Annotated in this window: 14 protein-coding genes; 10 read left to right on the top strand and 4 right to left on the bottom strand. The window is 54.4% G+C overall.

The window, feature by feature from the left end; all coding sequences use genetic code 11:
- Genes HVE01_RS06825 through rfaH form a run of 4 tightly spaced genes read left to right on the top strand, consistent with a single transcriptional unit; the run spans position 1 to position 10810 of the window.
- Entirely contained in the window at positions 1-1641 is a 1641-nt protein-coding gene (locus HVE01_RS06825) for an LTA synthase family protein (RefSeq protein ID WP_146943146.1), read from the top strand.
- A complete protein-coding gene (locus tag HVE01_RS06820; RefSeq protein WP_146943144.1) occupies positions 1638-8954 on the top strand; it encodes a type I polyketide synthase in 7317 nt (2438 codons plus the stop codon). The genes HVE01_RS06825 and HVE01_RS06820 overlap by 4 nt, the downstream gene beginning before the upstream one ends.
- Positions 8951-10285: an aminotransferase class I/II-fold pyridoxal phosphate-dependent enzyme gene (locus HVE01_RS06815; protein WP_146943142.1), complete on the top strand. Its 1335-nt coding sequence runs from the start codon at positions 8951-8953 to the stop codon at positions 10283-10285. The genes HVE01_RS06820 and HVE01_RS06815 overlap by 4 nt, the downstream gene beginning before the upstream one ends.
- A 3-nt stretch (positions 10286-10288) precedes the next feature.
- On the top strand, positions 10289-10810 hold the full coding sequence (gene rfaH, locus HVE01_RS06810; protein ID WP_146943140.1) for a transcription/translation regulatory transformer protein RfaH: 522 nt from the start codon (positions 10289-10291) through the stop codon (positions 10808-10810).
- Positions 10811-10851: 41 nt separating this feature from the next.
- Here rfaH and HVE01_RS06805 read toward each other — a convergent pair whose 3' ends face one another.
- Together HVE01_RS06805 and HVE01_RS06800 are read right to left on the bottom strand one after the other, a co-directional pair.
- Entirely contained in the window at positions 10852-11913 is a 1062-nt protein-coding gene (locus HVE01_RS06805; RefSeq protein WP_146943138.1) for a TRAP transporter substrate-binding protein, read from the bottom strand.
- A gap of 87 nt (positions 11914-12000) precedes the next feature.
- On the bottom strand, positions 12001-14376 hold the full coding sequence (locus HVE01_RS06800; protein ID WP_146943136.1) for a cytochrome P450/oxidoreductase: 2376 nt from the start codon (positions 14374-14376) through the stop codon (positions 12001-12003).
- Between the two features lie 204 nt (positions 14377-14580).
- On the opposite strand from HVE01_RS06800, the gene HVE01_RS06795 reads away from it, so the two are divergent.
- Positions 14581-15258, top strand: a complete 678-nt coding sequence (locus HVE01_RS06795; protein ID WP_125749738.1) for an IclR family transcriptional regulator — start codon at positions 14581-14583, stop codon at positions 15256-15258.
- 188 nt (positions 15259-15446) lie between these two features.
- Here HVE01_RS06795 and rnk read toward each other — a convergent pair whose 3' ends face one another.
- Both rnk and gdhA read right to left on the bottom strand, forming a co-directional pair.
- Positions 15447-15860: a nucleoside diphosphate kinase regulator gene (rnk, locus tag HVE01_RS06790; RefSeq protein ID WP_125749740.1), complete on the bottom strand. Its 414-nt coding sequence runs from the start codon at positions 15858-15860 to the stop codon at positions 15447-15449.
- Positions 15861-15988: 128 nt separating this feature from the next.
- Positions 15989-17341: an NADP-specific glutamate dehydrogenase gene (gene gdhA, locus HVE01_RS06785; RefSeq protein WP_146943134.1), complete on the bottom strand. Its 1353-nt coding sequence runs from the start codon at positions 17339-17341 to the stop codon at positions 15989-15991.
- 493 nt (positions 17342-17834) lie between these two features.
- Between gdhA and HVE01_RS06780 the strand changes: the two genes are divergently transcribed.
- Genes HVE01_RS06780 through HVE01_RS06760 form a run of 5 tightly spaced genes read left to right on the top strand, consistent with a single transcriptional unit; the run spans position 17835 to position 23137 of the window.
- Positions 17835-18425: a Csu type fimbrial protein gene (locus HVE01_RS06780; RefSeq protein WP_125749746.1), complete on the top strand. Its 591-nt coding sequence runs from the start codon at positions 17835-17837 to the stop codon at positions 18423-18425.
- A gap of 8 nt (positions 18426-18433) precedes the next feature.
- Positions 18434-18955 carry a Csu type fimbrial protein gene (locus HVE01_RS06775; RefSeq protein WP_146943132.1) on the top strand — a complete coding sequence of 174 codons (522 nt, stop codon included), beginning with the start codon at positions 18434-18436 and terminating at the stop codon, positions 18953-18955.
- A 41-nt stretch (positions 18956-18996) separates the two neighbouring features.
- Positions 18997-19752, top strand: coding sequence for a fimbrial biogenesis chaperone (locus tag HVE01_RS06770; protein WP_146943130.1), 756 nt, complete (start codon positions 18997-18999; stop codon positions 19750-19752).
- Positions 19753-19760: 8 nt separating this feature from the next.
- A complete protein-coding gene (locus tag HVE01_RS06765; protein WP_146943128.1) occupies positions 19761-22127 on the top strand; it encodes a fimbria/pilus outer membrane usher protein in 2367 nt (788 codons plus the stop codon).
- Between the two features lie 14 nt (positions 22128-22141).
- Positions 22142-23137 carry a Csu type fimbrial protein gene (locus HVE01_RS06760; RefSeq protein WP_125749762.1) on the top strand — a complete coding sequence of 332 codons (996 nt, stop codon included), beginning with the start codon at positions 22142-22144 and terminating at the stop codon, positions 23135-23137.
- Positions 23138-23240 lie beyond the last annotated feature (103 nt).

The following is a 23240-nucleotide window of genomic DNA, read 5'->3' as shown; positions in this document are numbered from 1 at the left end:
GTGGCGTTCTTTCTATCATCCACGTTTCTTAGCCCACTGTTAGTAGGCTTGTTAGGTAGTATGCTATTCGAGGCACTGCTGAGCCCTCGCCCACAACCGTTTTGGAAACGTGGCATAGCGGCAAATACGCTGCACTTTGGTAGCTGGTTACTGCTGTTTGGCGCCTTTATGCTGCTTCTGCTACGCCCTTGGTTTGCTGTTGTTTTCATCTTATCGCTGCAGCTCGTGGTCGTGCAGTCCAGCAATACTAAATCACGCACGCTGAACGAACCTTTTATCTGCCACGATTTTGAATACTTTTGGGATGCTATTTTGCACCCGCGCCTGTATGTGCCTTTTTTCGGCATTGGTCTCGCCATTGCCGCCAGCAGCGCCGGTGCGGTTGCCATTGGGAGCTTTTTGGTTTTTGAACCATCGCTAATCGGCCAATGGGGTGGCACGGCGTTTCTAGTGAATAGCCTAATGCTGATAGCAACCGGTACGCTGCTCGTTTGGCTGGGGTGGCGCAAGCTACCGTCTATTACGCTTAACCCGACCACTGACCTAGATCGACTGGGGCTATTTTCCAGCCTGTGGGCATACGGCATCGCCCTGATGCGCTCACAACCGCCCACAGCCGATGCATCGCCCTTTCAGCCACTTGCTCAACATCAGTCACTTGATCAGCACAGCCTTGAGCTAGACGCCGATGCGGCCAAGCCAAACGTTGTACTGGTACAAAGCGAGTCGTTTTTTGATCCTCGCCCATGGTGTAGCGAGATTGCCGCTGACTTACTGCCGAATTATGATGCTACCTGCAAGGAAGCTGTTGTGCAGGGAGCACTGAATGTGCCCGCATGGGGCGCAAACACAGTGCGCACCGAATGTGCTGTTTTAACTGGCATAGCACCTGATACCTGGGGGCCACGCCAATTTAACCCTTACCGCACGCTGTCGCGCCACACACTGCCCAGCATTGCCAGCGCATTTAAAGCCCAAGGCTATCGAACTGTTTGTGTGCATCCTTATCCCGCTACCTTCTATATGCGGGACAGCGTTATTCCCAAACTAGGGTTTGAGACGTTTATCGACATTGGCGAATTCGAAAGCCAGGATAAGCATGGTCAGTACATTGGCGACCAAGCCGTTGCACGAAGAGTTGGACGACTGCTTGAAGATAACGATAATAGGCCACTCTTTGTGTTTGTGATTACTATGGAGAATCACGGCCCTTTACACTTAGAAGCACCGGAAAAGGCCACGGCAGCGTCAACATTACCAGCAGCGCCGTGGCCACTACCGCATCATTTACGTGATTTGGCCGTTTACCTGCACCATTTAGGTGAATCAGATAAAATGCTCGGAAGCGTTAAAGCAGCGCTAAACTCTGCTATAAGACCAGGGCTGCTGGGCTGGTACGGTGACCACGTACCCATACTGCCTGCCGCATATAGGCACTTTTCGCCTCCTGCTAGCAGCACTCCGTACATGATATGGTCAACGGAAGTAGATCGAAATTTGCATGATAAGACGCCCATTGAGCGCACGTCGTGCACGCTGGAAGCAAACGAACTTGGCGTCTACCTATTTAAACGAGCGTTTGGACGCGATATAAGTAGCGATGTGATCAAGGCAGAACCAGAACCTCAGGAGCAAGAATGACTAAACGCGTTGCCATTATCGGCGCCGCCCATCGTTTCCCCGGCACCACACCTGAAACGTTCTGGCAGGACCTGCAAGCCGAAAAAGACCTCGTCACCCAAGTGGCCGCCGACCGTTGGAGCCTTGATGCTTTCCAGCACCCGGACAAACGCCATCCCGGCACCAGCGTCACCTTTGCCGCGGGTAGCCTAGGCGACATAAGCGGATTCGACGCAGAGTTTTTCGGTATTTCGCCCCGTGAAGCGGCAAATATGGACCCTCAACAGCGCATGCTGTTAGAGCTTAGCTGGGAAGCCATGGAAAGCGCGGGCATCGTGCCCAGCACCCTGCGCGGTAGCCAGTGCGGCGTTTTCCTTGGCATCGCAAGCCTTGATTATTCCTATCGCCTTGCCGATGACATGGCGGCGATTGATGCCTCGACCGCGACAGGTAATACCTCAAGTATCGCCTCTAACCGGCTTTCTTACGTCTTTGATCTACATGGCCCCAGCATGTCGCTGGATACCGCCTGCTCCTCTTCCATGGTGGCCTTCCACCAGGCATGCCAATCGATTCGCAGCGGCGAAACCAATATGGCGCTAGCAGGTGGCATCAGCCTGCACCTGCACCCCTATGGTTTTATTATTTTCTCTAAAGCCAGCATGCTCTCGCCCACCGGCCGCTGCCAAGTCTTCGATGAAGCCGGTAATGGTTACGTGCGCTCTGAGGGTGCCGGGCTGTTTTTGCTAAAAGATTATGATCAAGCCGTGGCCGATGGCGACAATATCCTGGCCGTGGTAGCAGGCTCAGCGGTGAACACTGACGGCCACAAATCTGGCCTGACGGTGCCCAACCCCAGCGCTCAAATTGACTTAATGCGTCGTGCCTACGAACAGGCTGGCATTTCGCCGGATGAGATCGACTACCTTGAAGCCCACGGCACCGGTACCGCCGTTGGCGACCCCATTGAAACCCGAGCTATCGGTGAAGCACTCGGCAAGCATCGTAAAACACCGCTGCTGATTGGCTCAGTAAAAAGCAACCTGGGGCATTTAGAAACAGCGTCAGGCGTTGCCGGGCTTGCTAAAGCACTGTACAGCCTGCAGCACCGTGAAGTGCCCGCCACCATTGGTATACGCAACCTTAATCCACGCATCAAATTTGATGAGTGGAATATTAGCGTTGTCACCAAAGCCCAAGCGCTCAAAAAGCAGGGCCGCTTGGTCATTGGCGTTAACTCTTTTGGTTTTGGTGGCGCCAACGCTCACGTGATACTGGAAAGTGCCCCCGAAAAAGCACCTACCCCCCGCCAAGTGCCCGATGTTGCGCTACCCGTTCGCATTAGCGCACGTAGCCAGGAAGCATTGGCGGCGAATGCCCGTGGGCTAGCTAATTTCCTACGCGAAAGCGACCATGCTTTTTATGATATCGCCCACACGCTGAACAGCCACCGCGAACAACACACCTTTGGCGCACTGTGTTTCGCCCAAACAGCGGAAGCCGCTGCCAATGCGCTCAGCCAATTTGCGGAAGGTGAAGCTAGCAGCGTTGTGACACTGGAGCGCTTAGCTAACGCCCGTGGCCCGGTGTTTGTTTACGATGGTAACGGCTGCCAGTGGGAAACCATGGGGCATGACCTGCTAGACAGCGAGCCCGCGTTTAGCGACGCCATTGACCGTGTAGATGCGCTGTTCCAGAAGTATGGGGATTTTTCGCTGCGTGACGAGCTTGCGGGCCGTAATCAGGAAGCGTCCAGCGAAGAAGGCCGCTTTGAGCGCACAGAAATCGCTCAACCCGCCCTGTTCGCACTGCAGGTCGCGTTAACCGAATGGCTTAAATCCAAGGGTATCGTGCCCACCGCCGTCTTCGGCCACAGCGTGGGCGAAGTTGCTGCTGCGTGGGCATCCGGCGCGTTAACATTAGAAGACGCCGTTAAAGTTATTTATTACCGCAGCTTCTACCAGGGCAAAACCCGTGGTCTTGGGGAAATGACGGCTGTCGCCATCAGCGCGGAAGAGATCGCCCCCTGGCTTGAAAAAGCCGAATTTAGCAACATTAGTCTGGCTGGCATTAACAGCCCCAAAGGCATTACGTTAGCGGGTGACCGTGACCAGCTAAGCGCCATCGAGGCCGCCCTTAGCGAGCAGAGCACCTTCGCAAAGCGCCTGCCACTGGATTACGCCTTCCACAGCCCCGCCATGGACAGCATCAAAGCGGGCGTCGTGGAAGCCTTGGCTGACATTCGTCCACGCGCCACCCAGATACCTTATGTATCCACCGTGACCGGCACCATCAGTGAAGGCACACAGTTGGATGCCCATTACTGGTGGCTCAATATTCGTGAGCCGGTCCTATTTGACAACGCCGCGACGGTGCTGATTGAGCAGGGTTACAATGTCTTTGTGGAAGTCGGTGCACACCCCATCCTGCGCCGCTATCTAAACGACTCTCTACGCCAGCAAGAGCGCAGCGGCTTAGTGCTAGGCACCATTGAACGGCATAAGTCAGGGGCAGATGGCTTAACCCGCTGCCTCGGCCAAGTGCTGTTAAGCGGGTTAAGCTTCGATAGTCACCACTTCTTCCCCGTCGAAGGCCAGCGCGTCCTGCTGCCACACTACGCCTGGCAACGCACTCACCTTTGGGTGCAAGGCACCAACGATGGCCAAGGGTTGCTTTCCCGCTATTACCAGCACCCGCTGCTTGGCTACCCATTGGCGCAGCAGGATCACACCTGGGAGAGCCAGCTGGATACCAAGCGCCAGCCATGGCTGGCCGATCATGTCGTCGGCGAAGGCGCTGTCTTCCCGGGCGCAGGGTTTGTAGAGCTAACGCTAGCAGCCGCTCTGCAGCAGAAAGACACACCGCTTTTAGATATTGAAGAGCTGGAAATTCGCGCACCCTTACTGCTGGATGGCCACAACGGGCGCACTATGCGCTTAACGCTGGACCCAGATGACGGCCGCTTAGCCATCCACTCCCGCGAGCCAGCCACCGGTAGCGAATGGCAGCTAAATGCCGTTGCCCGCCGCATGCGCGAAAGCCGAGGCTTCTTGCTCAATCGAAAAGCGCCAAGCCTGCCAAACCGCGCGCCCGACTATACCCTGGCCGAGCACCTGCAGATGGCCGAACGTATCGGACTGCATTACGGGCCTGCGTTCCAAGCCATTAGCCATGGCTGGATTGAAGGCGACAGCGTCATGGGGGAAATCACCCTATCCGATAGCGTCCAATCGCAGCTCGATACGCTACACCTGCATCCAGGCATTCTGGACAGTGCTTTCCAGATGTTTATTCCGCTGCTGGCTCAACACAACGAGTTTGCCGCCCAGCTAGCCTTCGTGCCGGTTCGTGTTGGGCGCATTCAGGTGAATGCTGAAGCCGGTGCCCCAGTACTGGCGCGAGCTGTCATGGGTAAGCGCGCGCCTCACTCCTTCACCGCCGACTTCGAACTCTATGACGCAGCCGGTAACGCTGTGGCCGTGCTTAGTGAAACCCGCTTCAAGGCGATTCGCTTAAACCGCGCCCATCACCAGCATTTTAGCTACCTGGATGTTGAATTAACGCCTGCTCCGCTGAACACGGCGGCACTTTCGCTGCCAGGCCATGCGCTCGCCCGACTGGCCGGGCTAAGCGAGGCGTTTACCGCCATCACCGGTCAACGCTATGCCCAAGAAGTGTCACCGCTACTTGATAGCCTTAGCGAAGCCTTTGCGGGTGTTAATGTTAACGCTGGCGAAGATCAGCTCGCACCGGAAACCATTTGGCAGCTACTGGTGCAGGATTATCCCGATTATTTTGCCCCGATTCATATGGTCGGTCGCTTAGGGCTACACCGAGAGCAATTGACCAGCGGCAACGACACTCTGGAAAGCCTAGGCATTACCGCTGAGCACCTTGCAGGCATTAATCGCGTCCTGATTGGCGAAAGCGGCTGGCAAGTATTAGCCGCCGAGCTGGGCGCCTTAATGGAAGCTACGCTAGCTACACTGCCTACCGGTCAGCGGCTGCAGTTGTTAGAAGCGGGCCCTTGCACCCCAGCCCTTGGCCAGCGACTGCTCGAACAGCTAGCGAACACGGCTATCGCTAACGATGCGTACCACTACCGTGCCATCACTACCAGCGACACGGCTCGCCATCAGGCGGAACAGCTTCAAGAGCGTTTCCCGCTGATGGATATCCAGCCGCTGGAAGAGGCTCTGCCGACGCTTAGCAATGCACAGAAAGCCCAGCTGGCGTTTATCAGCGTGGACGTGACCCAACCTGAACGCACCCGCCAGTTGATTGAAGCGCTGCCAAGCCAACTTGCGCCAGGCGCTCAGGTAATGGTGATTGGAATTCAGCCGAGCCGTTGGCTTGACGACTTACTGGCCACACCTGGCATCGACCAAACCGCCCTGGAACAAGACAATCTGGTCGAGTGGTTAGCGCAACAAGGCCTTAGCATTTCGCCACCGATTGAGCTGGAAGAGAATGGCGCTTACCTACTGCATGGCCAGTACACAGTCACCAATGACTCGCAGACACAAACGGCAGCAGCGGCCTACCAATTAATTGTCTCTGACACTGAGCACGAAGCACTTGCTGCCCAACTCGCAGAGCGGTTAGACACCGCCAATACATGGCTAGCCGTCAGCGACGAATCCCCACAAGCGCTGTTGACTTCAGCACTAGGTGAACGCCAAGACGTACCTGCGGCACTCAATGTGATTGACCTGCGTGGGCTTAAGGGCTCTACAACTGCCGCTCAAACTCAGCGCTGCTACACAGCACAGCAGTGGTCACTGGCATTAGAAGCCAGTGGGCTTGAAGGCCAAGGCAGCCGTGTCACGCTTTGGCTAGCAACCCAGGCTGCCAGTACAGGCGATGACGCCGCGCTATGGGGCTTTGGTCGTTCGCTCGCCAATGAAGCGGTTGGCCATAGCGTCACACTGATCGATCTACCCGACGCGCCCAGCAATGCGGCGTTAAATGCCTTTGTAGCGTCACTAGCTACGCCAGATAGCGAAAACGAGCTGGTCATAACGCTTGAAGGCGAGCGGTTTGCTACCCGTCTGCGCACCCTGCCCGCACCTCACCCGGTCAAGCAGGCAAGCGCTGCGCCTCATCAGGCAATGACGCTGGGCTTTGCCCTACCCGGGCAATTGCGTCAGCTACAGTGGCGGCCACGCCCACTGCCTGAACTTGGCGCGGATGAGGTAGAAATTCGTGTTAAAGCGACGGGACTCAACTTCCGCGATGTCATGTACACCCTGGGCTTATTGTCTGATGAAGCGATTGAAAATGGCTTCGCTGGGCCGACCCTGGGGCTTGAGTTCTCGGGCGAGGTGCTTGCTGTTGGTGCCAATGTTCAACACGTCGTTCCTGGCCAGGCGGTCGTGGGCTTTGGACCCGCTAGCTTCAGCGACCGTCTCATTGCCAGCCAGAATGCTGTCGCACCTCTGCCTGAAGGCGTCAGCTATGCTGCTGCCGCGACAATCCCGACCACGTTCTTCACCGTGTACTACGCGCTAAAACATCTGGCGCGCTTGGAGCCCGGTGAGAAAGTGCTGATTCACGGTGCCGCTGGCGGTGTGGGTATCGCCGCGCTGCAAATTGCCCAGTGGCTGGGTGCCGATATCTACGCCACCGTTGGCTCTGAAGAGAAGCGCGACTTCCTGCGCCTTATGGGTGAAGAGCGTATCTACGACTCCCGCTCGCTGACGTTTGCCGAAGAGATCCTAGAGGATACGCAAGGCGAAGGCGTGGATGTCGTACTGAACTCATTGGCAGGCGAAGCGATTAACCAAAACCTCCGCGCACTACGCCCGTTTGGTCGCTTCCTGGAATTAGGTAAACGGGACTTCTATGAAAACACTCATATTGGCCTGCGCCCGTTCCGTAACAACTTAAGCTACTTCGGCATCGACTCTGACCAGTTGATGAAAGTGCAGCCTGCCCTCACCCAGCGCCTGTTCGGTGAAATGATGGCGCTATTTAACGACGGTACACTCAGCCCGCTGCCGTTCACGGCGTTCAGTCACAACCAAGTGATTGATGCCTTCCGTTACATGCAGCAAGCACGTCAGATCGGCAAAGTAGTGGTCACCTACGAACAGCCTATTGCGCCACCGCGTAACGAACTATTAGGCACTGGCACGATGACGCTCACAGCCGACGCCAGCTATCTAGTAACCGGTGGTTTGGGTGGCTTTGGCCTAAAAACGGCTCAATGGTTAGTCAGTAAAGGCGCACGCCAGCTTATCCTGTTAAGCCGTAGCGGCCCCGCTAGCGAAGAAGCCCAAGCCGCTATCGCGGCCTTCGAAGCCCAAGGCGTGACGGTGCTGGCTGCAGCCTGTGATATTACCGATCACGACGCGCTAGCCAGTGTTATGGAGCGCGCGAAACGCGAGCTTAGCCCGTTGCGTGGCATCGTGCATGCCGCAACAGTGATCGACGACGGCTTGATTCGCAATTTAGATGCCGAGCGTATTCACAAGGTGCTGGCTCCTAAAATTGACGGTGCCCGTCATCTGGACACCCTTACCCAGGACATCTCACTCGACTTCTTTGTGCTCTATTCCTCGGCGACGACGCTATTTGGCAACCCAGGACAGGCCAATTACGTAGCTGCCAACCACTGGCTAGAAGCCTTTGCTGCCCGCCGTCGCGCCGCTGGTCTACCCGCTACCTGCGTACGCTGGGGGGCTATTGAAGATGTCGGTTTCTTGGCACGCAACACGCGCACCCGCGATGCGTTGCAAGAGCGCTTAGGCGGTTCTGCGCTGCGCTCTGATGACGCCCTTAAAGTGCTTGAACAAATGTTGCTGACGCCCGGGCCAAGCCTTGGTGTACTTGAGCTGGAATGGGGCGCACTAGCGCGCTTCCTGCCCACCGCCCAGGCACCACGGTTTAACGAAATTGCCCGCACCAGCGATGATGACGGCAGCGTTGACCACGATGACGATATCAGCGCGCTACTGGCCGATCTTTCACCAGAAGAGCTGCATAGCACCATTACCGATCTATTGCGCGCAGAGCTAGCCAGTATCCTGCTGATTGATGAAGAGAAAATCGACATTCATCGCTCAGTATACGATATGGGCTTTGACTCGCTTATGGGCGTTGAATTGATGACCGCCATCGAGAATCGCCTGAACGTACAAGTACCGGTGATGGTGTTGAGTGAAGCGTCTACGCTGCACAAACTGGCCGGTGTGCTGATTCAAAAGTTACATCAGCATGACAATGATGTTGAAGAAGCGCCACAAGATGCGTTAGCCTCTCTGGCCGCTCGCCACGGGGCGGACGGACTCAATAATGAGCCGGCTTCAACATCTACCACCGAGACACCATGACCGTAAAGCGCTCTGAACTGAAACGACAGCTGCTGGAACAGGCACGCAAGCGCCCAACGCCCCGTGCCGCCAGCACCCAGGCGCCTGCTATATCAGGCGCCGAAGCCACTCGGACTGTTCCCGAGCGCTTTACACGATTTGATGCCCACCCGGGCTATCAACAGCTAGTCATGATGCGCCAGGGCGCAAAACAGCTCGGGCTGATTGATCCGTTTTTTAAAGTCCATGACGGCCTCGCCGGTGCCACCAGCGTGATTGATGGCCATGAGTGCATTAATTTCGCCAGCTATAACTACCTGGGTTACTCCGGTGACCCGCGGGTTGTTCAAGCGGCATCCGACGCAGCGGCTCACTACGGCACCTCCGTTTCCGCCAGTCGCGTAGTCTCCGGTGAACGACCTATTCACGGTCAACTAGAGCAAGCGATCGCCGATATCTATGGGGTTGAAGACGCGGTTGTTTTTGTCAGTGGTCACGCAACCAATGTGTCGACCCTTGGCTATCTATTAGGCCCGAAAGATCTTGTGCTGCATGATGAGTACATCCACAACAGCTCGTTGGTCGGCGCGCAGCTTTCCGGCGCCAAGCGTATGTCTTTCAGCCATAACGATCCCGCTGCGCTAGACGCCCTATTAAGCCGCCATCGCCATCAATTTGAACGCGTTCTTGTCGTCATTGAAGGGCTTTACAGCATGGATGGCGATATCCCCGATCTGCCCCGCTTTATTGAGCTAAAGCAGCGCCATCAGGCGTGGCTGATGGTCGATGAAGCGCATTCGTTTGGCGTCATGGGCGACACCGGGCTAGGCTTACGAGAACACTTTGCGATTGACCCAGCCGATGTTGATATATGGATGGGCACTATGAGCAAAACGCTATCAGGCTGCGGGGGCTATATTGCCGGCAATAAAGCGCTGGTCGAAACACTGCGCTACTTTGCACCCGGTTTTCTTTACAGTGTCGGCATGCCCGCCCAAGTGGCTGCACCTTCGCTTAAAGTACTGGAATTAATGCCCCAGGAAACCGAACGCGTTACCCAGCTACAGGCAATTTCGCGCTACTTCCTGGAGCAGGCGCAAGCGCGGGGAATGGATACCGGCCATAGCATTGGCTCTGCCGTTGTACCCGTTATTGTGGGCAGCTCGCCGCTCGCGGCACACCTCTCCCATGCGCTGTTTGCACAGCACATTAACGTGCAGCCTATTCTGTATCCTGCGGTCCCTGAAAAAAGTGCTCGGCTACGCTTTTTTCTTTCCTGTGAGCACACCAAGGATCACGTTGACCAAACGCTGGATGCACTCGCGCTACTGCTTGCAAACGCCAAAGGGTGATTTATGGAGGAATTGGGAACCCAAGCCGAGCGGGCTACTCCCTGCTGGTATGTGATTCAATGCAAAGGCGGCGAATCATTTCGCGCCGCAGAGCACCTCACCAACCAAGGCTATGAGGTGTTCCATCCTGTGCTTAATGCTAAACGTAAGCGCCAAGGCAAACTCACGCTGGTATCCGAGCCGCTTTTCCCCTATTACCTGTTTATTCGGCTGGATCAGACCGTCAGCAACTGGCGGCCAATTCGCTCTACCCGCGGCGTGCTGCGACTACTCACCTTTGGCAACACGCCCATCGCCGTGCCGGATGCCCTGGTAGATACCCTTCGCGCACAGCCGCATCATCAAGAAGGCAGCCACAGCTACTTCTGCGCTGGGGAAAAAGTGACGATCACCGACGGCCCCTTCAAAGATTTAGAAGCCGTTTTTAAACGTTGCAAAGGCGAAGAGCGCGCTATCGTGCTGCTTAACGTGCTACAACGCCCTCAGGATGTTGAGATCTCTGTCGATAATCTACAGAAAAAATAACCCGCTGCCCGAAGCACAACAGCGCCTCGGGCAGGGACACATCACATGCTCTGGTCAACCACTTCCTCAGCACTCAACCCCTCTTCACTATCTACCACGTCGAGCTGCTCCAGGAAGAAGCTGCGTGCGGCTTCACCGTTAACACCACGCTCATTAGCCGCGGCCTCCCACTGACTTGGCAGATCTGCGGCGATTTGTTGGAAACGCTCAAGCTCTTCGGCGGGCAGTTCCACAAACGTGTTGCCCTGCTGTTGCGCGAACTCGACGCCACGCTCATCCACCACATCCATCATGTAGCCAAACAAACGAGAAAGTCGTTCTCCCGACACGCTTTCAATGGCTGTGCGGTCCTCTTCAGAAAGCGAGGCCCATGTATCAGGGTTGATAACCAGCGAGAAACTGCCCCGATAAAAACCACCCGGCATCTGAACGGTGTAGGGCAGCACTTCCGCTAGACGAAAACTTTTGAGCCCTTCAAGTGTTAGCATCGCGCCATCAATAACCCCCTGTGTAGCAGCCTCATAAGTGCTGGCGGGAGGTAGTGCTACGCCGGTAAGCTCAAGTGCATTCGAGATGTCTGCCATGATACCGCCACCAATACGAACACGCTTACCGTCTAGATCATCAAGGCTATCAATCTCTTCGCCAAGATAAAGCGCACCCGGCCCATGTACCCCAACCCCAATCACCTCAACCCCACGGTGCTCATTAGCCTCGGCTAGGAACTCGTTATGGGTGCGCCAATAAGCCACCGACGCAGACTCGGACGAGAAGTCTTCAAACGTGGGCAGTTCGGGCAGTTTGGTCAGCTCGAAACGACCCGGCATTAATCCATGAAAAAGCCAGGTAACGTCGGCCACGCCATCTGCGATTAATTCCATTTGCGAGCCTGGTGGGCCCATATCATGAACAACGTTAACAGTGACGCGCCCTTCGGTTGCTTCCTCTACCCAACTTCCCCATGTTGGCCAAACAATAGTGTTCACGCCGTGATTAGGGCCTGCCCAAGTACTAATCTGCAGTTCAGTCGCGGCGATGGCATGCTGTAAAGCGCCTAATGACATCAAGGCAGAAAAGGTTGTCAGTGTGGCGATTTTTTTCATTATTAATTTCCTCTCTTTGATTACAGAATTAGCGTGCAACGTAATGCGTTTTAATATTGTTAGTTGCTGTTTGTAAATTGCTAGCGGTCAGAGAGCGAGAACAAGACGCTCCCCTTTAGCTCTCGAACAGCAGGCCATCATCCGATCACTGGCAGCCCGCTCAGCACGGCTGAGTACCAAGTCACGGTGATCAATATCCCCCTCGACAACAGCGACTTCACAAGTACCGCACAAACCCTCACAGCAGTCACTGGGCACATCAACGCCAAACGCCGTCAGTGCTTCAAGCAAGGTCTGATCATTCCCGACCTGAAGCGTCACGTTAGAGTCGCTAAGTACTACCTCGAAGGCATGCTCTTGTTCAGGATCAAGGATGTTTGAGCGAGCCGAAAAATGCTCAACATGTAAGACGCCTTCAGGCCAGCCCTGCACTAATACCTCGAGCGCCTCTAACATTCGTTCAGGGCCGCAACAGTAGACCTGATCACCCTTGGCTACACTACTCAGTGCGGTTGAGATATCAAGCCGGCAGCCCTCATCGCTTGCATGAACGGTTAGCGCTGCGCTGTGATCACGCTCGACGCGCTCCAAAAAGGCCATGGTTTGCCGCCCGGCGCCGCAATAGTGAAGTGTGTAAGGCTTGCCTAATGCCTTAAGTTGATCCGCCATGGTAAGAATCGGCGTAATACCAATACCGCCAGCGATGAGGGTATAGCGCTCAGCAGTCAGGTCCAGGTGAAAATGGTTCTTCGGGCCAGCAATATGCAGTATGTCACCGGGCTTGAGCGTGCTGTGAAAATACAATGAACCACCACGCCCCGTCGGCTCACGTAGAATAGCAATAGACAAACGATGCCGGTCATTGCGCTTGCCACACAGCGAGTAATAGCGCCGCCATTCGCCTGAGACCAGCTCGATATGTGAGCCAGGTGACCAGTCCGGCAGCTCACGGCCATAGGGGTCGACAAGATCAATCCGAACGACTTCCTCGGCTTCACGCTCTACCTCAGCGACTAAAACCCGGCGCACAATATCCTCTTTAATAGGCGCACCAATATGGAAATGTGTCGGGTTCTCAAGCACCGCCCGGTTACGACGCTCAGGGTTCTGCTCAGGATCCCACTCCACCCAAAGCGAGGTTGGTCCCCGGAAAGAGGTATTGGGCAGGTACTCGAACGCTTGATCCTCAATAAGATGTATATGGGGTAAACGGCGGACAAACTCATCTAGAATAATCCGCATTTCCATACGAGCAATATTTTTACCCATACATTGATGCGCACCATAACCGAAGGTGAAATGCTCTGCTGAGTTATGGCGGTAGATATCAAACTCGTCAGGGTTTTCAAAATTTCGTGGATCACGGTTTGCCGACGCTTGTACCAACAACAGTTTGCCGCCTTTAGGGATCGTCACACCCCCTACGTCAGCATCCTCAGTAGCGATACGCCGCCAAGCCACCACCGAGCCAGCGGCCCGGAGACACTCCTCAATGGCACTAGGAATTAGCGTCGGGTTCTCACAGATATCATTCCAAGAAGCACGGTTCGATAGCAGGATGCGGAAAGCGTTCGTGGTGGCGAAAGCTGTCGTCTCATGGGCAGCTACCAAAATCGCCATCATCATTGAGCGCAGGTAACTCTCAGGTACAACCTCGGGGTGCTGGTTGTGCATACGAATCGAATCATACATCCACCCCTCACCGGTTGGATCTTCACGCATGCGATCGAGAATAGTCTGCGCCGTTTTCCAAAATTGCCCTACGTCTTCAGCAATCTTCAGCTGCTGTTCTGGCGAGGGGCGCCCCCAAGTGTTAAGCGTGTGGGCGACCGAGAATTTGCGAAGCTCTTTGGCATCTTCGCTGGGCACCCCCAGAAAGCGCAGCGCCACGGTCATGGGAATTTCCCGAAACATCTCCTCTACCAGATCCGCGCGGCCTTTATCGATGAAATGATCCATATAGCTACGCACTAACTCACGAACCCATGCCTCATGCTTCTCGAGGTTTTCAGGCAAGAAAGCCTCCATCAGCAGGCGGCGGCGCTCCATATGGTCTGGCTCATCCTCATTGACCATGGTGCGGCGCATTGCAAAGCCATAGCTTTCGAGAATTTTTACCGCTTCGGGTGGCGCTGGCGTCAATTTTTCCAACGCGATAGCGGGAGAAAAGGTCAGATTGTCACGAAAAACAGCTTTTACCTCTTCATAGCGGCTGACAACCCAGTAACCAAGCTTGGGGCTGAAGAATACCGGCTCCTGCTCGCGAGACCAGCGTAGCGCCTCGGCGGGGTCAAGCTGGTAAGACGCGCCGAAAGGATCAAAGGCAGCAGCATCACGCGAAACGGGGCACCCCGTCGGTGATGTCAGCGTTGTTTGGCTAGCTCCATGGCTAGTTGCTTGAGCGGGCTGATGAAAAGGACAGCCTTCTGCCATTCCATCGGGCTGGCGTACAGGTGTGGTCATGATGTCTCCAAGGGGGGAACGCTCAACAAGATGCTTGTTTTATTTTTTGTATCTATTAACGCACAACTATAATCTATTATAGAGACAAAAAAATAGATGAAGAGTCGCGCACCGTCAATACATGTTTGCAGCCCCAAGGTACTGCGCCATACTTGTCGATCCTTCATTGTCCATACGCAAACGTCTGTTCGAGGTTCTTTACTGATGTCGTCCACGCTTCAAACGCTTGATCGCGGCCTGCTCGCCTTAAAAATAGTTTCCGAGCATAATGAAGGTATCAGCATTGCTAAGCTTGCTGAGGAGCTTGAAGTACACAGGACTATCGCCTACCGCATCGTCGCTACGCTCGAGTCACATGCCCTGCTTACCCGCACACAGGGAGGCACCCTTAGGTTGGGCGCAGGCATTACCTTGCTAGCTTCTCGTTTTGAACCCCAGCTCCATACGGTCGCCCTGCCACTGTTAAAAACCCTGGCCAAAGCAACACGCGCGACCGCGTTTATTTCGCTAGCCCAAGGGGAAGAGTGCATGGTGACGCTGGTCGCTGAGCCTGAAGAGGGAATGCTGCGTGTGGGCTACCGTGTTGGCAGCCGCCATCCATTAACACTAGGTGCGGCGGGTATCGCAATTCTGGCAGGACGAGCACCCCAGGAAGAGGACAGCCCTGAGGTTAAGCAAGCCCGCGCTGATGGCTATAGCCTCACGCGGGGGCAACTGCAACGCGGTGCGGTTGGCGTAGCCAGCCACATTCCGACTACCCGGTCTCGTAGTGGCATGGAAGCGTGTGTTGGGGTCGTCGCGATGGATGACCTGGATAGTGAGCGAGCAATTCGCGAGGTAAAGATTTCCGCGATACAGCTAGCTGAGCTGATAGGCCAGTAGTGATAAGACCAGTAGTATAAGGACAGACGTGATAAGGACACGGCGAACTGGCACGCTTTGCGACCCGTTCGCCATTAGGCATCGGTTCGTACTTGAAAGCGGTAATGCAGCACTCCTCTCCAGAACGGAGAGTCATCACTACTTACTTGCCACTACTTACTTGTCACTACCTACTTGTCACTATCTACTTAGCGATGAAACTGCTTCTCCCGCTCGGGCTGCCAGAAAATCGCATCGATACGTAGGCGCACTTCGGTGTTGTTGGGTAGCGGCCACTCAATGACATCTCCCACGCGCAAGCCAATTAACGCTGCGCCTATTGGCGCCATCACCGAAATTCCATCCTCAACACTTTCAAGCGCATGAGGATATACCAGCGTTCGAATCATCTGCCGTTCGCGGGTCAGGTCAGTAAAACGTATCTGGCTATTCATACTAACCACATCTTCAGGAATGTCCTGAGGGTCAAGTATCTCTCCGCGTGTCAACTCCTCTTCCAGTAACTCCGCCACCATCATGTCTTTTTCAGCTGCATTATCAATCAAGCGCTGAAGTCGTTCAGCATCAAGACGATTAATGATAATAGGAGGACGCTGCCCCATTTCTACTCTCCTCGGAAAGCAATCAATAGTGATGTCAGTGAGCATAAAACGCACCAACGAAAACAGCCCTTCCCCAGAGGGAAAGGACTGTATTACGACAGTGTATGTGGTTTAGCTAATAAAAGCGATTAGATAACGCCCTGTTCAATCATCGCATCGGCCACTTTGCGGAAGCCGGCAATGTTAGCGCCCAATACAAGATTGTCAGGTTCACCAAACTCACTTGCCGCATCTGCACACTGACGATGAATATCCGCCATAATTTGTTTAAGCTTCTGATCAACTTTGTCTAACGGCCACTGCTCCATACTGCTGTTTTGGGCCATCTCCAACTGACTCGTCGCCACGCCACCTGCATTTGCCGCCTTGCCGGGGCCATAGGCAATCTTAGCTTCCAAAAAGACATCTACCGCCTCTTTAGTGGAAGGCATATTGGCCCCCTCGCTCACACAGGTAACGCCATTCGCCAACAGTGTTTTGGCATCAGCTTCGGTCAGCTCGTTTTGCGTCGCACAAGGGAATGCTGCCTCGCCTTCAATACGCCAAACCGCGTGACCATCCTGCGGGTAATCCCGAGCCGCAATATAGTGAGCTTCCGGGTGCTCATGCAGGTAGCTTTCCAACGAGTCACGCTGGACTTCTTTTAACTGTTTTAGCAAACCTAAATCGATACCGCTAGGGTCGTGAATAGTCCCTTTGGAATCACTACAGGTAACGGGCTTGGCACCCAGCTCATAGAGCTTCTCGATCGTATAAATCGCCACATTACCCGCACCAGATACCAAGCAGGTTTTACCCCGCAAGGCGTCGCCTTTGGCTTCTAGCATGTTTTCGGCAAAATAAACCGCACCGTAGCCAGTGGCCTCTTTACGGCCGAGGGAACCACCCCAGTTTAGACCTTTCCCCGTCAGCACGCCCTCGTAACGTCCCGTTAAGCGCTTATATTGACCAAATAGATAGCCTATTTCTCGTCCACCAACGCCAATGTCTCCAGCGGGCACATCGGTATGCGGCCCAATATGACGATACAGCTCCGACATAAACGCCTGACAGAAACGCATGATTTCGTTGTCAGACTTCCCTTTTGGGTCAAAGTCAGCGCCGCCTTTACCACCGCCAATCGGCAATCCCGTTAACGCGTTTTTAAAGATTTGCTCAAATCCTAAAAACTTAATGGTGCCCGACGTCACGCTGGGGTGAAAACGCAAACCGCCTTTATAAGGGCCAAGCGCCGAATTAAATTGCACGCGATAGCCTTTGTTGACTTGTACACGACCAGCATCATCCACCCAACTCACCCGGAACATGACCTGACGCTCCGGCTCAACAATGCGCTCAATAATACTGTGCTGATGGTAATGCGGCGCACGTTCGAACAGTGGGCGAAGACACTCAAGCACTTCCTCAGTGGCTTGATAAAACTCAGTTTGTGCAGGGCTACTTTTCGCTAAACGTGTCAGCGTATCGTGAACATAAGGCATATATAGATACCCTTTTATAGTTAAAAACGTCGATTTGCTGGCCAGAGCGATGACGTATTTAACTGCGAGCACGCAAACCTGCATACCCTATGCCGGTTCGGTATAGGCAAGAAACACATTAAAAATAGACTAAAGTGGTAGCCTTATCGCCCCGTTTTGGTGCAATTAACGAACACTAATAAACGAAAAATAAACGTATTTAAATAGCTACGCACGCTTGGGTGCCAGTTCAAAAAGTGTTTAAACACAGTTGATGTTGCCCCCCCACTTTTTAACTTCTTAATACTCGCAGTGCTTTTTTAGTATTACGTGCTAACTTAAAAATAGGCGTGAATTTTACCAAATTCTACTGAGCATTTTAGGCCTTGAGTTAGATCTAGCTAGGTCTTGAGTTAGTGTTTGAGACAGATCTTAAGTGAGGCCTTGAGTCAATAAGCGAAATGCTCTTTCCTATGGGCAATGCTGTAAGCAGTTAATCTCTAAGGAGTTTATTATGCTGACCTCAAGCTACTCTCGCACAAGCTACTCTCAAACAAACTACTCTCGCACAAGCCACTCTCGAATCACCGGATTAAGCACTGTCATTGCTGCACTCACCTTCTCTTCTGCCCCACTAGAAGCCCAGACCGTTACCGGAACTATCGACGCTTCAATTACTCTTGAAGACGCCTGCTCAATTAATAACGAGGAAGGCTCGGCAGTCGACTTCGGCAGCTTGGCATTCGGCACCCACTCTGCGCTGTTCGATGAGTCAGATGCTCAAGTAGCTGGTGCTGGCGGCATCTCAGTACTCTGCTCTCCTGGAGTAGCCCCCACTTTTACTCTGCTCAGCGGCCTGCATGACAACCAAGCCTCCCCCGCTGTCCATGCCATGCAAGATACTGCCGAAACGGCATTTGTCGGCTACACCTTGTATACGGATTCAGCACGAACGACGGCACTGGCTGTAAATGACACTATCGTACTCAGCGCATTCGCCAACACTCCGCAGGCAATCGATCTATACGGGCGTGCCTTTGGTGACCCTGGAAACCTACCGGCGGGCACCTACGAAGACACTCTAAATGTTGAACTGTCCTGGTAGCTTCTCGAATGGCTCGCCGCTTGCGACTCGTCGCCCCGATGATCATAGCGGCGGGACTGGCACAGGCCTCTCCCACCGCCACGTTCATGGTGTCAGCGACCATTACACCTGGCTGCCTAATTAATAACGACGTTCCTCCTGAAGGCACCCAAGTTGGAGTGCTGGGAAGCTTAGCCTTTGGCACCGCCTCAGCACTTTCCCAGGAAACGCGCAACGTAGCGCTGCTGGCCTCTGGCTCTTTGACGCTCAGCTGTACACCAGGAATTACACTCAATATGCGTATTGATGGCGGGCTTCAGCCAGATAGTGATCGACAGCTCAAGCGGGAAAATGGCAGCGAAACGCTAGCCTACCAACTCTACCAGGATGCCACGTCACAGAACGCGATTGGCATTGACCAACCCATCACCTTAGATACCACGACCAGTCCTAATGATATTACCCTCCCCATCTGGGGCAGGTTAACGCTGCCAGGCAACCGCCCAGCAGGTAGTTACCGCGACGAACTCGTACTAACCCTGGAGTGGTAACACTGCAGCGAAGGGCACAAGTTCGACTTAGGAGAATAGCCATGCGGGAAAGGCGCTTCGGTCACATCATTGCAATTTTCACCCTGCTAAGCCTTCTTGCTGGACCTTCCTCAGCTAACTCTCTGCTGATTTGGCCCATTTACCCGATGATCGAAAGCCATCAACAGGCGAGCGCACTTTGGTTAGAAAACCGAGGTAGCGAAACGGTCAACATGCAGGTGCGGATTTTTGCTTGGTCTCAGGTAGGAGGAGAAAATCACTACCGCCCCCAACAAGGCGTTGTCGGCAGCCCCCCCATGATGGCGATTGCTCCTGGTGAGCGCCAGCTAGTACGTCTGATTCGCCAAGCTCCAGTACCTTCCGGCCAAGAACAAGCGTATCGCGTTATTGTTGATGAAATTCCAACCTTGGCACCCAGTGATAGAGGTCAAAATTTGCCTCGCGCCGCGGTGCAATTACAAATGCGCTACTCACTACCGTTGTTTGTTTATGGTGAAGGAGCACTGCCCCCTGAACGTATCGCTTCCAGTAACATACCTTACCCTGGTCTAACCTGGAGACTGGTAACAAATGAAGGGCAATCGCAACTAGAAATACGCAACATGGGTCAGCATCATGTGCGCCTAAGCCAAGTTATCTTTGCACAACCAGGACAACGCAACGAAGTCACCAACGGGCTGCTTGGCTATGTGTTGCCCAGGCAGGCACGACGCTGGCCACTACCACAACACATAAGGCCTACTGGCGAGCTGCGTGCTCATATTTCGGGGGTCAGCCATCGCATTGCGGCTGAGTAGGCGCCAACATGCTCCCGCGGATCCATTGGCATCTCCCGACATGGCTAATGCTAAGCAGCTGCGCTTTGCTCTTAGCGGCGGTGCCTTTTCCTGCTATCGGCCAGGCATTACCGCCACCGCCACGCGCGGGTGATTTTCAGGCAATTTCAGAACTCTATCTAGAGGTCATCGTCAATCAACGCTCTACCCAGCGTATCGAGCACGTTACTCAACAGAATGGCGAACTGTTCATCAAGCGTGAGGTACTCCAACAGCTAGGCTTTCCTAATGAACACCTGGACCAGTCAGATAACATTATTAATATCAGCCAATTAAATGGTTTAGAGGTGCACTATCATAGTCCCAGCCAACGGCTCTACCTGGAAGTCCCTCCCCATTGGCTACCTCATCAGTTGCACACTAATTTATCCCCAAACGAAGCATTCGCACTCAACACCAGTCCTGGCGCACTGCTTAACTACGACGCTTATATCAGTGACACTCAGGGTGGCGCGACACTTGCCAGCTTAGGGCACGAAGCGCGACTGTTTGGTGCAGCGGGAACACTCAGCACCTCAGGTATTTACCGTGAGGTAGTGACAGGAGAGAGTGGCCAAGACAACGGCTACCGGCGTTTCGACACCCGCTGGGAGTATGCAGATCAACAGCGGATGATTCAGTACAGTGCAGGAGACGTCATCACAAGGCCACTGGGTTGGACTAATGCAGTGCGCCTTGGCGGCATCCAGATTTCTCGAAACTTTGCCCTTCGTCCCGATATCATCACCCACCCGCTACCGGAATTCAGCGGCGAAGTCGCGCTTCCCACTACCCTCGATCTGTTCATTGATGGCGCGCAGCAATCCTCAATGGAGCTAGCACCGGGCCCTTTCACGGTCACCAATATGCCCATGGTCACTGGTGCTGGCGAAGCCACCATTGTGACCACCGATAGCCTGGGTCGCAGAGTTTCCACTCGCCTGCCGTTTTACGTTTCCAGCGAACTGCTTCAACCTGGTTTAAGCACCTTCAGTTTCAGTGCAGGTGCCCCGCGCCGCCACTTTGGCCAGCGTGATTTTGCCTATAGCGGAATGGCCGCCACCGGTAGCTATCGGCGCGGCATCAACAATCAATTCACCCTGGAATTACAAACCGAAGCCAGCGACGATTTAACCACGGCAGGCGCTGGCGGCACGTTTGGCTTATGGCAGCTAGGAACACTAGAAACAGCCTACCGCCAAAGCCGCAGCGAAGGCGTCACCGGTGACGCCTACACAACGGGATACCGCTATCGGAGTCGCCGCTTTAACATCGCCCTGCGCCATCAACTAGAACAAGCTGATTTCACTGATCTATCTCGCCACATTCACAACGCGACACGTGAAAATACGCAGCGGAAAGTTACCCAGTTCACCGGAGGGTTTAGCCTTGGCTCACATGGGTCACTTGCTGGCGGTTACTTTGATATTAAGACCGGCGACGACGGCCGTACTCGGCTGTTTAACCTGTCTTACAACCGCCCTCTATGGAATCGCACGCACCTCTCGCTCACTGCCAACCGTGAGATAGGTGGCGGCTGGAACACCCTAGCTCAGATAACGGTGCCGCTAAGCAGTCATCCCGGCACATTAAGCACTAGCGTACGCCGCGACAATAACGGAGAAATGGCCAGCAGAGTCCAATATGCCCACTCTCCACCGATACAAGGTGGCTGGGGCTGGAACCTCGCCTATGAACACCGCGACACCGAAAGCAGCTACCGTCAGGCTGAAGTGGCTTGGCGGGGAGCTTCCACTGAATTGCGCGGTGGCATTTTCGGCACCGGCGGCAATGACACACGCTATGTCGATGCTAGAGGATCGCTGGTACACATGGACAACCAATGGTTCGCGACCAATTACGTGCGCGATGGATTTGTCGTCGTCAGTACCGATGGTCAGGCAGGCGTGCCAGTTCGCTACGAAAATCAATTCGTTGGCCATACCCGTGGCAGCGGCCACTTGCTCGTTCCCTGGGCCCGTGCCTATTACGCGGGTAAATACGAGATCGACCCACTGGTTCTTTCCGCCAACCTCAATGTCCCAACCGTTGAGCAGCGCGTAGCGGTAAGCCCGGGTAGCGGCTACCTGTTACGCTTCCCAGTTGAACGGGTTATTGCCGCCACTCTGGCCATTCTAGACAAACAAGGCAAGCCACTGCCATTAGGCTCTCGCGTTATCACTGACAGCGGTGCAACCGCGCTGGTGGGCTGGGACGGACTGACGTATCTCGAAGGCCTGCAGAGTGACAACCAACTACACGTGACAATGCCCAATGGTAGCGCGTGCGCGCTTAGCCTATCTATTGATACCCATATCGATGATATCCAGCAGCTAGGGTCTCACCCCTGTATTTAGAGGAGCGCCAACCAATGCCACTCTCCACTGCTCGCTGCTATCACCGCTGGCTGGCCGGAGCTACATTACTGGCTTTACTATGGGTTACGCCGACGGCTTGGGCATGCACAATAAGCCCAAGCACCAGCGCTAACTTTGGCAACATCAGCTCCTTTGCCATTGCAAATACTCCACACGACACCTCCGCCCAACCCAATGCCGGTGCGGTTTGCCAGGGATCTGTGTTAGGGCTCGCAGTTGTGTCTAACCAATGGATTCGCGCAACGGTCACTAGCGCTAATCAAGGAGAGCTGGTCAATGCCGCTAGTGGTGATACCGTTCCTTTTCGCATCTTCGCGCTGGCCTCAGAGAATGAAGAGATCTTTCTCAACACCACCTACAACTATTTCAACCCTGTACTTATCGACCTGCTCGGCCTGCTTGGCGGCCAAAGCGCTAATATCCCCATGGAGTTTCGCACCCTACCTACGGCCAATATAGCCGCTGGGACGTACACGGATACGTTGTCTGTTAACTGGAACTGGCGCATCTGTAATCTAGGCGCACTTGTATGTCTAAACTTTCGCACTGGCTCAGGCACCAGTACGATTAATTTAAATCTAACCGTCACCCCTGATTGCGCCATTCAAGCGCCCGACCTGAACTTTGGAAGCTCCCCACTGATCGCCGGGTTCGACCCAGTAACGCAAACCATCGATATTACCTGCACAAAAGGCAGCGACTACTCAGTAGGATTGAGTGATGGTCAGCATCCTGCTGCCAACATCCGCCGCATGGAGAACAATGGTCACTACCTGGAATACCAACTTTACAAAGGCACTGCCGGTAACGATCGCTGGGGCAATACCGGCAGCGAGCGACGCCCCTCCTCCCTCGCCGACACCAACCCCGGCACGCCTAGTGGCATAACAAGCCAGGGCTTCACTTACCGAGGCGACATTCTACCGGGACAAAATACACCACCCGCAGGAACCTACACCGATATGATTGTGGTCGATGTTATTTTTTAGCCAAGGTGCTTTTCGAACCCCAAATTCCCCCGCGGGTGCGCTGGCGCTTACACCGCGCTACAAAACCCGCTAAATCAGCCTACGGCACCTACCGTAGCGCGGT

It is taken from the genome of Vreelandella venusta (assembly GCF_007989605.1).
Classification (GTDB): Bacteria; Pseudomonadota; Gammaproteobacteria; order Pseudomonadales; family Halomonadaceae; genus Vreelandella; species Vreelandella venusta.
The sequence above is the reverse complement of the archived record's forward strand: the minus strand, read 5'-3'. Positions and strand labels throughout refer to the sequence as shown.

What these genes read in the sequence shown, in the direction of transcription:
- HVE01_RS06820 (WP_146943144.1), top strand. Translation starts at nt 1,638, where the DNA reads ATGACTAAACGCGTTGCCATTATCGGCGCCGCCCATCGTTTCCCCGGC.
- HVE01_RS06815 (WP_146943142.1), top strand. Translation starts at nt 8,951, where the DNA reads ATGACCGTAAAGCGCTCTGAACTGAAACGACAGCTGCTGGAACAGGCA.
- rfaH (WP_146943140.1), top strand. Translation starts at nt 10,289, where the DNA reads ATGGAGGAATTGGGAACCCAAGCCGAGCGGGCTACTCCCTGCTGGTAT.
- HVE01_RS06805 (WP_146943138.1), bottom strand. Translation starts at nt 11,913, where the DNA reads ATGAAAAAAATCGCCACACTGACAACCTTTTCTGCCTTGATGTCATTA.
- HVE01_RS06800 (WP_146943136.1), bottom strand. Translation starts at nt 14,376, where the DNA reads ATGACCACACCTGTACGCCAGCCCGATGGAATGGCAGAAGGCTGTCCT.
- HVE01_RS06795 (WP_125749738.1), top strand. Translation starts at nt 14,581, where the DNA reads ATGTCGTCCACGCTTCAAACGCTTGATCGCGGCCTGCTCGCCTTAAAA.
- rnk (WP_125749740.1), bottom strand. Translation starts at nt 15,860, where the DNA reads ATGGGGCAGCGTCCTCCTATTATCATTAATCGTCTTGATGCTGAACGA.
- gdhA (WP_146943134.1), bottom strand. Translation starts at nt 17,341, where the DNA reads ATGCCTTATGTTCACGATACGCTGACACGTTTAGCGAAAAGTAGCCCT.
- HVE01_RS06780 (WP_125749746.1), top strand. Translation starts at nt 17,835, where the DNA reads ATGCTGACCTCAAGCTACTCTCGCACAAGCTACTCTCAAACAAACTAC.
- HVE01_RS06775 (WP_146943132.1), top strand. Translation starts at nt 18,434, where the DNA reads ATGGCTCGCCGCTTGCGACTCGTCGCCCCGATGATCATAGCGGCGGGA.
- HVE01_RS06770 (WP_146943130.1), top strand. Translation starts at nt 18,997, where the DNA reads ATGCGGGAAAGGCGCTTCGGTCACATCATTGCAATTTTCACCCTGCTA.
- HVE01_RS06765 (WP_146943128.1), top strand. Translation starts at nt 19,761, where the DNA reads ATGCTCCCGCGGATCCATTGGCATCTCCCGACATGGCTAATGCTAAGC.
- HVE01_RS06760 (WP_125749762.1), top strand. Translation starts at nt 22,142, where the DNA reads ATGCCACTCTCCACTGCTCGCTGCTATCACCGCTGGCTGGCCGGAGCT.